We start from the raw sequence: 12,672 nt of genomic DNA, 5'->3' as shown, positions 1-12,672 counted from the left end.
GTTCCGCCAATTTATTTAAAAGCGAGTCTAATACTCGCTCTTTTCATACAAGAAAAAAGCTATCAATAGGGGCGTAGTTCAATTGGTAGAGCACCGGTCTCCAAAACCGGGTGTTGGGAGTTCGAGCCTCTCCGCCCCTGCCATTATTTAGAAGACCGACTCATTTGAGTCGGTTTTTTCATTTCTATATTTGTAAAATTTTTCTTAATTTATACCGCTTGTAGCTATAAATAAGGTTATAAAGGATCTTTCTCCTGAAAGATGTGGAGAAGATATAAATAAAGCCCCATTTTTTCTTAAAACAGGGCTTTATTTAGATTAGATTTTATGACCTGTAATTCGACACCATTCTTCTTTTTCCACTACAGGATCAAGCTCAAATGATGGGCTATAAGCCTCACATACACTTTCAGCTTGGCTGGCAAGAATACCCGATAATCCCAAATCACCATTTGGTTTTACAAGAGTGATAATGTTAGGAGCAAGCTCTTTTAATGGACCTGCAAGAATATTTGCTACTACAACATCAGCTTGTAAATCTTTGGGTTGATCTTTGGCTAAGAAGAGTTGTAAACGAGCTTCTACACTATTCGCTTTCGCATTATTTTGACTGGCTAAAATTGCTTGTGGGTCGATATCAATCCCGATTGCTTGTTTCGCACCGAGTTTTAATGCAGCAATCGCTAAAATACCGGAACCGCATCCAAAATCAATCACGGTTTTGCCTTCTAAGTCTAAGCTATCTAACCATTGTAAGCAGAGGGAAGTAGTTGGGTGTGTACCTGTTCCAAATGCTAAACCTGGGTCGAGCATCACATTAACTGCATTCGGATCAGGCACTTCACGCCAGCTTGGACAAATCCATAAACGTTTGCCGAACTGCATTGGGTGGAAATTATCCATCCACTCACGTTCCCAATCTTTATCTTCAATTTGCTCGATTTTATGAGCAAAAGTTTCATCAACTAATTTGCTAATTTTTAATGCTTCTACGATAACATTCATATCTGTTTCTGCATCAAATAAGCCAACTACATCGGTATTGCCCCAAAGACGAGTTTCGCCTGGAAGAGGTTCAAAGATTGGCGTATCTTGGCTATCCATAAAAGTAACGGATACTGCTCCAATCTCTGTTAAAAAATCGCTGATTTCTTCAGCCTGTTTGTCTGTACTATTTAAACGAATTTGTACCCAAGCCATTTTTGTTTTCCTTTTATCGCTTCAAGCGGTGATATTTTTTCTAAATTTTGCAAATTGGACGGAGGCTATCCACGTCCACCCACCGTAATTTTATCTAACTTCACAGTCGGCTGTCCCACACCGACCGGAACAGATTGCCCTTCTTTACCACAAGTGCCAATTCCGGGATCGAGCTCCATTTTTTTACCTACCATTGAAACTTGCTGCATTGCTTCAATACCGCTACCGATAAGGGTTGCTCCAGTTACCGGTTTAGTGATTTTACCTTTTTCAATTAAGTAGGCTTCTGCGGTAGAGAACACAAATTTGCCAGAGGTAATATCTACTTGCCCACCACTGAAGTGTGGAGCATATAAGCCATATTCCACCGATTCAATCATTTCCTCAAATTCGTGGTTGCCCTCGGTTAAGTAGGTGTTGGTCATTCGTGGCATCGGTAAGTGTGCATAAGATTCTCGTCTACCGTTGCCTGTCGGTTCAACACCCATTAAGCGAGCATTGAGTTTGTCTTGCATATAGCCTTTCAAAATCCCATTTTCAATTAACACATTGCGTTGTGAAGGTACACCTTCGTCATCAACCGTAATTGAGCCTCTCATATCCGGCACAGTACCATCATCAACAATAGTACAAAGCTCGGAGGTAACCATCTGCCCGATTTTGCCTGCAAAGAGTGAAGATTCTTTACGGTTGAAATCTCCTTCTAAACCGTGTCCAACCGCTTCGTGTAATAAAATTCCAGGCCAGCCGGCACCAAGAACAATCGGCATTGTGCCAGCTGGGGCAGGAATGGCAGTAAGATTAACCAGTGCTTGGCGAACAGCTTCTTTTGCAAGAGCCTCTGCTCGGCTAAATCCTGTTGCATTTGGTTCTAAAAACCACGTTAAGCCGAAACGTCCACCAGCTCCGGCTGAGCCACGCTCACGCTTGCCGTTTTGCTCCACAAGTACAGAAATAGATAAACGTACTAATGGGCGAATATCTGAGGCTAATGTACCGTCTGTGGCTACAACTAGCATCTCTTCATATACTGCAGACAAGTTGGCATTCACCTGAATAACACTAGGATCTTCCGAACGGGCAGTTTTATCAATCAAATGGAGTAATTCTACTTTTTGCTCTCGGCTAATTGTATCTAGCGGATTAATCGCCGCATAGCGTGGGCAAGCGGTCGTTTTTTTGAAATTTTTTACCAATAATTGACCGCTTGTTTGGCTGATAGAGCGAGCTGCTACTGCACATTGTTCTAATTGTTTGAGCGTGATTTGATCCGCATAGGCAAAGCCTGTTTTCTCACCTGAAACGGCACGCACACCAAAACCTCTGTCGATATAAAACCCGCCTTCTTTAATAATGCTATCTTCCAAGCTCCAACTTTCGTCTTGGCTAAGCTGGAAATAGAGGTCGGCGTAATCAATATCACGTCCTGAGAAGTAATCAAGCACTTGGTTTAAGTGCGATAATTCAAGCCCACTTGGTGCAAGTAAGCTATCTGAAACCTTGTTTAACATTGTGATTCCTAAAAATAAAAGACGGTAGATTTTAACATAAAATCTACCGTCTTAAATGGTAATTCGAGAATTAGTCTTTTAAGCCTTCTTGCTCACGCACATTATCTACTCCCTTATCTGCTTCAACGCGTTGCATAAAGGCAGAAAGTTGTGAAAGGTGAGAGAAGTCTAAGCCTAAGCGACGGCACCAATTGAGCATAATATAAAGATACACATCAGCAACGGAAATGCTTTCACCAAAGAAAATGTGATTTTCTAAATGTTCATTGGCTGTGGCAAGTTGATCTAAAATCTGCTCAGCAGCTTGCTGGCGAATGGTTTTAATTAATTCATCATTGCCTTCGGCATAGCTAGGTAAGCGGAAAAGTGGCACGAATGATTTATGTACATCGGCATTAAAATAAGCTAACCAGCGAGCCGCTTTTGCTTTATCACGAGCGGTTTTACTGCCGAAAAGTTTTGCATCGGGATAAAGTTCATCTAAATAGTGAACAATTGCTTGGTTTTGTGAAAGCACTAAATCACCATCAACCAATAGCGGTACGGCACCACGTGGGTTTAATGCTAAAAACTCAGGTGTTTTAATAAATTCACGGCTTACCGCTTGAAATTCGTAATCTTGATTGGCGTGCAGTTTTACCCATTCTAACGCAACGTGTGGTACGAATGAACAAGCACCAACTAAACCATATAATTTCATTTTTATTTCCTCTGAATTAAGGGAGTAATTTTTCCAAACGCCATAAATCGGCAAAACTTGCACGGGCTTTAATGAGATGGGCTTGATTGCCATCTACCATAATTTCCGCCGCTTGCGGGCGAGAGTTATAGGTGGAAGACATTGCCGCACCGTAAGCTCCGGCAGAACGCACTGCGATTAAATCGCCTTCTGCAATTGCGAGTTCTCTCTGCTTGCCTAAGAAATCGGAGGTTTCGCAGATTGGACCTACTACGTCATAAATAGCGGTTTGGCGATTAAGCGTTTTATCCACTTCGGTAATTTGCATATAGGCTTCATAAAGGGCAGGTCGAATCATATCGTTCATACCTGTATCCACAATAGCGAAATTGCGATCTTCATTCTGTTTCAGATATTCTACTTTAGTGACTAAAATACCTGCATTGGCAGTGATAGCACGACCCGGCTCAATAATAATTTCTAGGTTTTCGTAACTTTTGAGTTTTTCTAATAATGCTTTAGCGTATTCTGTTGGGTGTGGAGGTTCTTCGCCGTTGTAAGGCACACCTAAGCCACCGCCTAAGTCTAGGTGATGTAGCTCAATACCATCTTCACGAAGTTGCTCCATTAAGATAATTAAGCGATCCGTTGCATCTAAGAACGGTTGTAACTCGGTTAATTGCGAGCCGATGTGGCAATCCATTCCTGTGATTTTCACATTTGGTAAGGTTTTTGCCAAACGGTAAACCTCACGAGCTTGGGTTACACTCACGCCAAATTTGTTTTCTTTTAGCCCCGTTGAGATATAAGGATGGGTGTGGGCATCTACATCAGGGTTTACACGCAGGGAAATTGGAGCAACTTTGCCTAATTGACCAGCCACTTCGTTAATGCGATGCAGTTCGGAAATAGATTCAATATTGAAGCAACGAATGCCTACTTCTAACGCACGTTTGATTTCGATATGAGATTTTGCTACACCGGAGAAAACCACTTTTGCAGGGTCGCCACCAGCGGCAAGCACACGTTCAAGTTCACCTTGAGAGACAATATCAAAGCCAGAGCCTAATCTTGCCATCACGTTAAGTAAGGCAATGTTTGAGTTTGATTTTACCGCAAAGCAAACTAAATGCGGGTGCGAGCCAAAGGCATTGTTGAAAGCGTGCCAATGGCGTTCAAGTGTCGCTCGAGAGTAAATATAAGCAGGTGTATCGTGCTGCTTGATAATATCGCTAATTGCGACATCTTCGGCAAAAAGTTGATTGTTTTTATACTCAAAGTGATTCATTGAAATTCCGTTGTGTTTTTTTATTAGAAAAGGAAAGAGCAAGCGGTCGTTTTTGTAAAAAATTTTGCAAAAACGATCGCTTGTAGTCTTATTTTTGTTCGTGTTTTGGTGCCGGCTCAGGGAAGTAAAGAGGACCTTTTACACCACAGGCACTCAAGCCTAAGGTCGCCACTAAAGTGATTAAAAGTAGTTTTTTCATTGCTTTTTCCATTTAAAAAAGATGCTTCATTCTAAAACAAAATAATCGCCCTATCTATAAAAAATTACACCCCAATCTTAATAGATTGAGGTGTAAATAACGTTATAGCATTTTCAGTTTATTTTAAACTGCCAACCATATCTTCCGGTCGAACCCATTCATCGAATTGTTCAGCAGTAACTAAACCTAAGTTAATCGCTTCCTCTTTTAAGGTTGTGCCGTTTTTGTGGGCGGTTTTAGCGATTTTCGCTGCATTTTCATAGCCGATATGAGTATTTAATGCAGTAACGAGCATTAATGATTGGTCGAGCTGTTGTTTAATGCGAGGGTAGTTTGGCTCAATACCTACCGCACAGTGTTCGTCAAACGATACGCACGCATCGCCCAGTAATTGAGCAGATTGTAAGAAGTTGTACGCCATCACAGGTTTATACACATTCAGCTGGAAATGACCTTGTGTGCCAGCGAACGAGATGGTTACATCGTTGCCTAACACTTGAGCACAAACCATTGTCATTGCTTCGCATTGGGTTGGGTTTACTTTACCCGGCATAATAGATGAGCCTGGCTCGTTTTCAGGAATTAAGATTTCGCCGATACCTGAACGCGGACCTGAAGCGAGTAAGCGAACATCGTTAGCGATTTTATAGAGCGATACTGCAAGCTGTTTTAACGCACCGTGCGTTTCTACAATCGCATCGTGGGTAGCTAGGGCTTCAAATTTGTTTTGTGCGGTTACGAATGGTAAACCGGTAAACTTCGCAATATATTCAGCAACAAGAACATCATAGCCTTTCGGTGTATTTAAACCGGTACCTACCGCCGTGCCGCCCAATGCAAGTTCACGAAGGTGTGGCAAGGTGTTTTCTAATGCTTTAATGCCAAAGGCTAATTGAGCCGCATAAGCAGAGAACTCTTGACCGAGTGTAAGTGGGGTGGCATCCATTAAGTGTGTACGACCGATTTTTACTACATCTTTAAAAGCTTCTGCTTTTTCTGCTAACGTTTTTTGTAATCGTTTTACACAAGGAAGGGTGTGCTCAACTACTTTTTTATATGCGGCAATGTGCATTGCAGTTGGGTAGGTGTCGTTAGATGATTGAGATTTGTTTACATCGTCATTCGGGTGAATAATTGATTTCTCGCCTAGTTTGCCACCATTAATAACGTGAGCACGGTTTGCCACTACTTCATTCACGTTCATATTAGATTGCGTGCCGGAACCCGTTTGCCAGATTACCAGTGGGAATTGATCGTCTAATTTGTTTGCTAAAATCTCATCACAGGCTTTTGCAATTAAATCCCGTTTTTCGACCGCTAGTACATCCAAATCGTGGTTCGCATAAGCAGCCGCTTTTTTCAGATAACCAAAGGCTTCAATAATTTCAGCAGGCATTGAGGCTTCAGGTCCGATTTTGAAATTATTACGTGAACGTTCTGTTTGTGCCGCCCAATATTTATCAGCAGGAACTTGTACTTCGCCCATTGTGTCTTTTTCGATACGGAATGTCATTGTTTACTCCTAATTTTTAAAAAGTTAAAATCAATAAGCTCTAGTTATTTAGAGGTATGGTAAATACTAGCATAGAAAGGAAAAAGAAAGGAACTAACAAAAGCAATTCCTTATTGGTTTTTTGACTATTTTATGATGTGGATCACATTATTAAATGATTGGTGTTAAATCTTTTTCTTAAGCCGAAGGCATATAGGGCTTCATTAGCTTCTTGCATTAATTCTCGTTTTTGCTCTTCTGTAAAGGTGTAGATATATTGATGGTTTAATGCTCCATTGAGTTTAAATAGTAAATCTTCAGTAGCGTCAAAACCTTGCATAACCAGCTTAATAAATGCTGAAATATAGCCTGTTTCAGCAAAGTCTTGTATTGAAGAGATACCTACTTTTTTCAGCATTCTTTCTAACTTTAGGTTCATATTAGGTAAAGTACGGATTTGAGTTGAACGTTTATTATCTATTTTTTGCTTTTCAGATAGTAATTCATCTAGAGTAGAGTGAATCAGTGAACTAAACTGTGATGAGTTAGCTAAAATAGTATTTGGAATAAAACAGAACTTCCTACTTTGTAATCCTATTTTATCGTCAGATAGATTGTATGTTCCAGGGTAGTTGCTTATATATGGCATATCTTTTTGGGAAATACGCAAGTAAGTTGCTCCATTTTGATACAACGCAATCATTAGGTTATTCTTGAAAATAGCATAATAAGAGAAGTAAGTTTTTATCCGAAATTCTTTCAGAATAGGCTCGAATATAGGGGAGATTTCTTGTTTAATTTCATTGATTGTTCGCATATATGTACCTCAGTATAAGTTTATGTAATTATTAGGTTTATGAATAATAAATACTGTTATGAATTAAATTTCAACAAGGATTTTTTAGATTTGTGAAGTGGCTCGAAAAGTTGGAATAAAAAAATTTAAAAATACTATTTATTTGAGTTACTTCAAATGAAGTTTTTAGGAAGTTGTGTATCTTGGAATGTTTTATTTATTGGTTAAGAAGATAAAAAAGTGAAAACTGCTTGCATAAGTATAACGAAAAGAGTATTATATTCTGGCTTTAGGCAACTAAAGACATTTGATGTAATCATTTATCAAATGACATTACAGATATTGTAGTGTAAAAAATGTTCCTAATCTTGGAACTACATAGGTTTAACTGAGCTCCCTTATTCTATTGATTAAGTGGTAGTTTGGTTTTTTTATTAGCTAAATTTTTTAATTGGAGCTCTGGTCTAATGCAGAACCAAAGAATCCGTATCCGCTTAAAAGCATTTGATCATCGCTTGATCGATCAATCTACTGCGGAGATCGTAGAAACAGCTAAACGTACTGGTGCACAAGTTCGTGGTCCAATTCCTTTACCAACTCGTAAAGAACGTTTCACTGTATTGATTTCTCCACACGTGAATAAAGATGCACGTGATCAATATGAAATCCGTACTCACAAACGTTTAGTTGATATTGTTGAACCAACAGAAAAAACTGTTGATGCATTAATGCGTTTAGATCTAGCTGCTGGCGTTGACGTTCAGATTAGTCTAGGTTAATTGGGAATTTTAAGAGGTTATTACAATGATTGGTTTAATCGGTCGTAAAGTTGGTATGACCCGCGTTTTCACTGAAGACGGCGTGTCTATTCCAGTTACCGTTATCGAAATCGAAGCCAACCGTGTTACTCAAGTTAAAACCCTTGAAAACGATGGCTACTCTGCAATTCAAGTTACTACTGGCTCTAAAAAAGCAAGTCGTGTAACTAAACCAGAAGCAGGTCATTTCGTGAAAGCAGGTGTTGAAGCTGGTCGCGGTTTATGGGAATTTCGTACTGAAGGTGAAGAATTCACTTTAGGTCAAGAAATCAATGTTGACATCTTCACAGATGTTAAAAAAGTTGACGTTACTGGTACATCGAAAGGTAAAGGTTTCCAAGGCGGTGTTAAACGCTGGAACTTCCGTACTCAAGATGCTACACACGGTAACTCTTTATCACATCGTGTACTTGGTTCTATTGGTCAAAACCAAACTCCGGGTCGTGTGTTTAAAGGTAAAAAAATGGCAGGACACTTAGGTGCTGAGCGTGTAACCGTTCAATCACTTGAAGTTGTTCGTGTAGATGTTGAGCGTAAATTACTATTAGTTAAAGGTGCTGTTCCAGGTGCAACTAATGGTGATGTTATCGTGAAACCGGCAGTTAAAGCATAAGTCTAGGAGATAGAGATGGAATTACAAGTTGTAGGTGCAAACGCACTAACTGTTTCTGAAACTACCTTCGGACGTGAGTTTAATGAAGCGTTAATCCACCAAGTAGTTGTTGCTTATGCAGCAGGTGCTCGTCAAGGAAGTCGTGCTCAAAAAACTCGTGCTGAAGTGTCTGGTTCAGGTAAAAAACCTTGGCGTCAAAAAGGTACAGGTCGTGCACGTTCTGGTGATATCAAATCACCAATCTGGCGTTCTGGTGGTGTAACATTTGCTGCTAAACCACAAGATCACAGCCAAAAAGTGAACAAAAAAATGTACCGTGGTGCAATCAAAAGCATTCTTTCTGAATTAGTTCGTCAAGACCGTTTAGTGGTTGTTGAGAAATTCGAGATTGATGCACCAAAAACTAAAGTATTAGCACAAAAATTAAAAGATATGGCGTTAACTGACGCTCTTATCATCACTGCAAATGTAGATGAAAATCTATTCTTAGCAGCACGCAACTTATATAAAGTTGATGTACGTGATGTTCAAGGTATCGACCCAGTAAGCTTAATCGCTTTCGATAAAGTGGTTGTTACTGTAGATGCAGTGAAACAAATTGAGGAGATGTTAGCATGATTCAACAAGAACGTTTGCTAAATGTGTTAAAAGCACCACATATCTCTGAAAAAGCGACAAACAACGCAGAAAAAGGCAATACTATCGTATTCAAAGTTGCATTAGATGCAAACAAAGTTGAAATTGCAAACGCAGTTGAACAACTTTTTGAAGTAAAAGTAGATTCTGTACGTACTGTAGTGGTTAAAGGTAAAACTAAACGCCGTGGTGCTAAAGTTGGTCGTCGTAGTGACTGGAAAAAAGCTTATGTAACTCTTCAAGAAGGTCAATCACTTGACTTCGTTGAAGGTGCGGCAGAATAATCAGAGGAGATAATATAAATGGCTATCGTTAAATGTAAGCCGACCTCCGCTGGTCGTCGTCACGTAGTTAAAGTTGTGAACACTGAGCTACATAAAGGTAAACCTTTTGCAGCACTTTTAGATACTAAATCTAAAACCGGTGGTCGCAACAACTTAGGTCGTATTACAACTCGTCACATTGGTGGCGGTCATAAACAACACTACCGTTTAATTGACTTCAAACGTAACAAATTGGACATTCCAGCTGTTGTTGAGCGTTTAGAATACGATCCAAATCGCTCTGCGAATATCGCATTAGTTCTTTATAAAGATGGTGAACGCCGTTATATCTTAGCACCAAAAGGGTTATCTGCTGGTGATACGATTCAAGCTGGTGCTTCAGCACCTATTAAAGTAGGTAATGCATTACCTATGCGTAACATTCCAGTTGGTTCAACTGTTCACAACGTGGAATTAAAACCTGGTAAAGGCGGTCAAATCGCTCGTTCTGCAGGTGCATATGTACAAATTATCGCTCGTGAAGGTAACTATGTAACTTTACGTCTTCGTTCAGGCGAAATGCGTAAAGTATTAGCTGAGTGTACTGCAACTATCGGTGAAGTAGGTAACTCAGAGCATATGCTTCGCGTTCTTGGTAAAGCAGGTGCAAACCGTTGGAGAGGTATTCGTCCAACTGTTCGTGGTACTGCGATGAACCCGGTAGACCACCCACACGGTGGTGGTGAAGGTCGTAACTTCGGTAAACACCCAGTTACTCCTTGGGGCGTTCAAACCAAAGGTAAGAAAACTCGTCACAATAAACGTACTGATAAATTCATCGTACGTCGTCGTGGCAAATAATTTTATTCATTAACTAAAAGGTAAACACCAATGCCACGTTCCCTCAAGAAAGGTCCTTTCCTTGACCTACACTTGTTGAAGAAGGTAGAGAAGGCGGTGGAAAGCGGGGATAAAAAACCAATCAAAACTTGGTCCCGTCGTTCAATGATCATTCCATCAATGATTGGTTTGACCATCGCAGTCCATAATGGTCGTCAGCACGTTCCTGTTTATGTTTCCGACGAAATGATCGGTCATAAATTAGGTGAATTTGCCCCGACTCGTACATACCGCGGTCACGCCGCAGATAAGAAAGCTAAGAAATAAGAGGTAAAAGATGGAAACTATTGCTAAACATCGTTACGCTCGTACTTCTGCCCAAAAAGCTCGCTTAGTTGCTGACTTAATCCGTGGTAAAAAAGTTGCGCAAGCATTAGAAATCTTAACTTTCACTAACAAAAAAGCAGCAACGCTTGTTAAGAAAGTTTTAGAGTCAGCTATTGCAAACGCAGAGCACAATGACGGTGCAGATGTCGATGATCTTAAAGTTGCTAAAATCTTCGTTGATGAAGGTCCAAGCATGAAACGTGTAATGCCACGTGCAAAAGGTCGTGCAGATCGTATTTTAAAACGTACAAGCCACATCACAGTGGTTGTGTCAGATCGTTAATTAAGTGGAGAATAACAAATGGGTCAGAAAGTACATCCTAATGGTATTCGCCTAGGTATTGTTAAACCTTGGAACTCTACTTGGTTCGCGAATACACAAGATTTCGCTGATAACTTAGATGGCGATTTCAAAGTACGTAAATTTTTAAACAAAGAGTTAGCGAATGCTTCTGTATCACGCATCACTATTGAGCGTCCTGCAAAAAGTATTCGTGTAACTATTCACACAGCTCGTCCAGGTATCGTTATCGGTAAAAAAGGCGAAGATGTTGAAAAATTACGCAATGCAGTTGCTAAAATTGCGGGTGTTCCAGCTCAAATCAACATTGCTGAAGTGAAAAAACCAGAGCTAGATGCTAAATTAGTAGCAGATAGCATCGCTTCTCAACTTGAACGTCGTGTAATGTTCCGCCGTGCTATGAAAAAAGCGGTTCAAAACGCTATGAAATTAGGTGCTAAAGGTATCAAAGTTGAAGTTAGCGGTCGTTTAGGTGGTGCAGAAATTGCTCGCTCAGAATGGTATCGTGAAGGTCGTGTACCTCTACATACACTTCGTGCAGACATCGATTATAGCACAGCTGAAGCTCACACAACTTACGGCGTAATCGGCGTTAAAGTGTGGATCTTCAAAGGTGAAATTCTTGGTGGAATGGCTGCAGTGATTGAATCTGAAAAAGAACCAGCGGCACAGCCTAAAAAGCCAGCTCGCAAAGGTCGTAAATAAGGAGATCGCTGAATGTTACAACCAAAACGCACAAAATTCCGTAAAGTACACAAAGGCCGTAACCGTGGTATCGCGGGTGGTACAGAAGTGAGCTTCGGTTCATTCGGTTTAAAAGCGGTTGGACGTGGTCGTTTAACAGCACGTCAAATTGAAGCTGCTCGTCGTGCGATGAGCCGTGCGGTAAAACGTCAAGGTAAAATCTGGATTCGTGTTTTCCCAGACAAACCAATCACTGAAAAACCATTAGAAGTCCGTATGGGTAAAGGTAAAGGTAACGTTGAGTACTGGGTAGCCCTAATCCAACCGGGTAAAGTATTATATGAAATGGATGGTGTTTCTGAAGAAGTTGCACGCAATGCGTTTGCTTTAGCAGCAGCTAAACTTCCGTTCAAAACCACATTTGTAACTAAAACGGTGATGTAATGAAAGCTCAAGAACTACGTAACAAAAGTGTTGAAGAGCTGAATGGCGAATTAGTAAACCTTTTAGGTGAGCAATTCAAACTGCGTATGCAGGCAGCCACCGGTCAGCTTCAACAAACCCACCAGTTAAAACAAGTGCGTCGTAGTATTGCACAAGTGAAAACTGTATTAACCGAAAAGGCGGGTGAATAATGACTGATAAAATTCGTACAGTACAAGGTAAAGTGGTTAGCGACAAAATGGACAAATCATTTGTAGTTGCTATCGAACGTACAGTTAAACATCCTTTATATGGTAAGTTTATCCGTCGTACTACTAAACTTCACGTACACGATGAAAACAACGAAGCTAAATTAGGTGATGTAGTTGAAATTAAGGAATGTCGTCCTGTTTCAAAAACTAAATCTTGGACTTTAGTTCGTGTAGTTGAGAAAGCAGTTGTTGCTTAATTAACTAGAAATAATAAAACCTCAGCAATTTGCTGGGGTTTTTAATTTTATACAAGTCATTAAGGCAAGACGA

Annotated in this window: 18 protein-coding genes and 1 tRNA gene; 12 read left to right on the top strand and 7 right to left on the bottom strand. The window is 40.3% G+C overall.

Translation table 11 applies throughout. The annotated features are described in order from the left end of the window. Positions 1-67: 67 nt before the first annotated feature. Positions 68-143 (top strand) — tRNA-Trp (locus tag V6W77_RS10360). A 175-nt stretch (positions 144-318) separates the two neighbouring features. Here V6W77_RS10360 and prmA read toward each other — a convergent pair. From prmA to V6W77_RS10325, 7 genes are all read right to left on the bottom strand, one after another. Next, the gene (gene prmA / locus V6W77_RS10355) at positions 319-1,200 is read right to left on the bottom strand and encodes a 50S ribosomal protein L11 methyltransferase (RefSeq protein WP_025236927.1); all 882 of its coding nucleotides are present in this window, start codon (positions 1,198-1,200) and stop codon (positions 319-321) included. Between the two features lie 65 nt (positions 1,201-1,265). After that, entirely contained in the window at positions 1,266-2,711 is a 1,446-nt protein-coding gene (gene tldD, locus V6W77_RS10350; protein WP_334254575.1) for a metalloprotease TldD, read from the bottom strand. 70 nt (positions 2,712-2,781) lie between these two features. Beyond that, complete coding sequence (locus tag V6W77_RS10345; RefSeq protein WP_334254574.1) at positions 2,782-3,411, bottom strand: glutathione S-transferase family protein; 630 nt, start codon at positions 3,409-3,411, stop codon at positions 2,782-2,784. 16 nt (positions 3,412-3,427) lie between these two features. Further along, positions 3,428-4,678, bottom strand: coding sequence for a diaminopimelate decarboxylase (gene lysA, locus V6W77_RS10340; RefSeq protein ID WP_334254573.1), 1,251 nt, complete (start codon positions 4,676-4,678; stop codon positions 3,428-3,430). A gap of 88 nt (positions 4,679-4,766) precedes the next feature. Continuing rightward, complete coding sequence (gene lptM, locus V6W77_RS10335; protein ID WP_025236923.1) at positions 4,767-4,877, bottom strand: LPS translocon maturation chaperone LptM; 111 nt, start codon at positions 4,875-4,877, stop codon at positions 4,767-4,769. Positions 4,878-4,995: 118 nt separating this feature from the next. Next, complete coding sequence (gene fumC / locus V6W77_RS10330) at positions 4,996-6,390, bottom strand: class II fumarate hydratase (protein WP_025236922.1); 1,395 nt, start codon at positions 6,388-6,390, stop codon at positions 4,996-4,998. Between the two features lie 142 nt (positions 6,391-6,532). Continuing rightward, positions 6,533-7,186, bottom strand: a complete 654-nt coding sequence (locus tag V6W77_RS10325) for a TfoX/Sxy family DNA transformation protein (protein ID WP_334254572.1) — start codon at positions 7,184-7,186, stop codon at positions 6,533-6,535. A gap of 446 nt (positions 7,187-7,632) precedes the next feature. Here V6W77_RS10325 and rpsJ point away from each other — a divergent pair, with 446 nt between their 5' ends. From rpsJ to rpsQ, 11 genes are read left to right on the top strand one after another with little or no spacing between them, the layout of a single operon-like run. Further along, positions 7,633-7,944 carry a 30S ribosomal protein S10 gene (gene rpsJ, locus V6W77_RS10320; protein ID WP_001181005.1) on the top strand — a complete coding sequence of 104 codons (312 nt, stop codon included), beginning with the start codon at positions 7,633-7,635 and terminating at the stop codon, positions 7,942-7,944. Positions 7,945-7,969: 25 nt separating this feature from the next. Further along, entirely contained in the window at positions 7,970-8,596 is a 627-nt protein-coding gene (rplC, locus tag V6W77_RS10315; protein WP_025218243.1) for a 50S ribosomal protein L3, read from the top strand. A gap of 15 nt (positions 8,597-8,611) precedes the next feature. Then, complete coding sequence (gene rplD, locus V6W77_RS10310) at positions 8,612-9,214, top strand: 50S ribosomal protein L4 (protein WP_025236920.1); 603 nt, start codon at positions 8,612-8,614, stop codon at positions 9,212-9,214. Then, positions 9,211-9,516, top strand: a complete 306-nt coding sequence (gene rplW, locus V6W77_RS10305) for a 50S ribosomal protein L23 (protein ID WP_025236919.1) — start codon at positions 9,211-9,213, stop codon at positions 9,514-9,516. Before rplD ends, rplW begins: the two co-directional genes overlap by 4 nt. An 18-nt stretch (positions 9,517-9,534) precedes the next feature. After that, positions 9,535-10,356, top strand: a complete 822-nt coding sequence (rplB, locus tag V6W77_RS10300) for a 50S ribosomal protein L2 (protein WP_025236918.1) — start codon at positions 9,535-9,537, stop codon at positions 10,354-10,356. Positions 10,357-10,386: 30 nt separating this feature from the next. Continuing rightward, complete coding sequence (gene rpsS / locus V6W77_RS10295; RefSeq protein WP_005539416.1) at positions 10,387-10,662, top strand: 30S ribosomal protein S19; 276 nt, start codon at positions 10,387-10,389, stop codon at positions 10,660-10,662. 10 nt (positions 10,663-10,672) lie between these two features. Continuing rightward, entirely contained in the window at positions 10,673-11,005 is a 333-nt protein-coding gene (gene rplV, locus V6W77_RS10290) for a 50S ribosomal protein L22 (protein ID WP_025236917.1), read from the top strand. A gap of 18 nt (positions 11,006-11,023) precedes the next feature. Then, positions 11,024-11,728: a 30S ribosomal protein S3 gene (gene rpsC / locus V6W77_RS10285; protein WP_025218238.1), complete on the top strand. Its 705-nt coding sequence runs from the start codon at positions 11,024-11,026 to the stop codon at positions 11,726-11,728. Positions 11,729-11,740: 12 nt separating this feature from the next. Beyond that, positions 11,741-12,151 carry a 50S ribosomal protein L16 gene (rplP, locus tag V6W77_RS10280; protein ID WP_025218237.1) on the top strand — a complete coding sequence of 137 codons (411 nt, stop codon included), beginning with the start codon at positions 11,741-11,743 and terminating at the stop codon, positions 12,149-12,151. Then, positions 12,151-12,342 (top strand): 50S ribosomal protein L29, encoded by a 192-nt coding sequence (rpmC, locus tag V6W77_RS10275; RefSeq protein ID WP_005711179.1) that lies wholly within the window; start codon positions 12,151-12,153, stop codon positions 12,340-12,342. Before rplP ends, rpmC begins: the two co-directional genes overlap by 1 nt. Then, on the top strand, positions 12,342-12,599 hold the full coding sequence (rpsQ, locus tag V6W77_RS10270; RefSeq protein WP_025236916.1) for a 30S ribosomal protein S17: 258 nt from the start codon (positions 12,342-12,344) through the stop codon (positions 12,597-12,599). The genes rpmC and rpsQ overlap by 1 nt, the downstream gene beginning before the upstream one ends. Positions 12,600-12,672 lie beyond the last annotated feature (73 nt).

It is taken from the genome of Mannheimia indoligenes, from assembly GCF_036880405.1.
In the GTDB taxonomy this organism is placed as follows: Bacteria; Pseudomonadota; Gammaproteobacteria; order Enterobacterales; family Pasteurellaceae; genus Mannheimia; species Mannheimia indoligenes.
This window is presented reverse-complemented; position numbering and strand designations above follow the sequence as displayed.

What these genes read in the sequence shown, in the direction of transcription:
- fumC (WP_025236922.1), bottom strand. Translation starts at nt 6,390, where the DNA reads ATGACATTCCGTATCGAAAAAGACACAATGGGCGAAGTACAAGTTCCT.
- rpsQ (WP_025236916.1), top strand. Translation starts at nt 12,342, where the DNA reads ATGACTGATAAAATTCGTACAGTACAAGGTAAAGTGGTTAGCGACAAA.
- rplV (WP_025236917.1), top strand. Translation starts at nt 10,673, where the DNA reads ATGGAAACTATTGCTAAACATCGTTACGCTCGTACTTCTGCCCAAAAA.
- rplP (WP_025218237.1), top strand. Translation starts at nt 11,741, where the DNA reads ATGTTACAACCAAAACGCACAAAATTCCGTAAAGTACACAAAGGCCGT.
- rplD (WP_025236920.1), top strand. Translation starts at nt 8,612, where the DNA reads ATGGAATTACAAGTTGTAGGTGCAAACGCACTAACTGTTTCTGAAACT.
- V6W77_RS10325 (WP_334254572.1), bottom strand. Translation starts at nt 7,186, where the DNA reads ATGCGAACAATCAATGAAATTAAACAAGAAATCTCCCCTATATTCGAG.
- rplW (WP_025236919.1), top strand. Translation starts at nt 9,211, where the DNA reads ATGATTCAACAAGAACGTTTGCTAAATGTGTTAAAAGCACCACATATC.
- rpsC (WP_025218238.1), top strand. Translation starts at nt 11,024, where the DNA reads ATGGGTCAGAAAGTACATCCTAATGGTATTCGCCTAGGTATTGTTAAA.
- lptM (WP_025236923.1), bottom strand. Translation starts at nt 4,877, where the DNA reads ATGAAAAAACTACTTTTAATCACTTTAGTGGCGACCTTAGGCTTGAGT.
- rpsJ (WP_001181005.1), top strand. Translation starts at nt 7,633, where the DNA reads ATGCAGAACCAAAGAATCCGTATCCGCTTAAAAGCATTTGATCATCGC.
- rpsS (WP_005539416.1), top strand. Translation starts at nt 10,387, where the DNA reads ATGCCACGTTCCCTCAAGAAAGGTCCTTTCCTTGACCTACACTTGTTG.
- tldD (WP_334254575.1), bottom strand. Translation starts at nt 2,711, where the DNA reads ATGTTAAACAAGGTTTCAGATAGCTTACTTGCACCAAGTGGGCTTGAA.
- rplC (WP_025218243.1), top strand. Translation starts at nt 7,970, where the DNA reads ATGATTGGTTTAATCGGTCGTAAAGTTGGTATGACCCGCGTTTTCACT.
- lysA (WP_334254573.1), bottom strand. Translation starts at nt 4,678, where the DNA reads ATGAATCACTTTGAGTATAAAAACAATCAACTTTTTGCCGAAGATGTC.
- rplB (WP_025236918.1), top strand. Translation starts at nt 9,535, where the DNA reads ATGGCTATCGTTAAATGTAAGCCGACCTCCGCTGGTCGTCGTCACGTA.
- prmA (WP_025236927.1), bottom strand. Translation starts at nt 1,200, where the DNA reads ATGGCTTGGGTACAAATTCGTTTAAATAGTACAGACAAACAGGCTGAA.
- V6W77_RS10345 (WP_334254574.1), bottom strand. Translation starts at nt 3,411, where the DNA reads ATGAAATTATATGGTTTAGTTGGTGCTTGTTCATTCGTACCACACGTT.
- rpmC (WP_005711179.1), top strand. Translation starts at nt 12,151, where the DNA reads ATGAAAGCTCAAGAACTACGTAACAAAAGTGTTGAAGAGCTGAATGGC.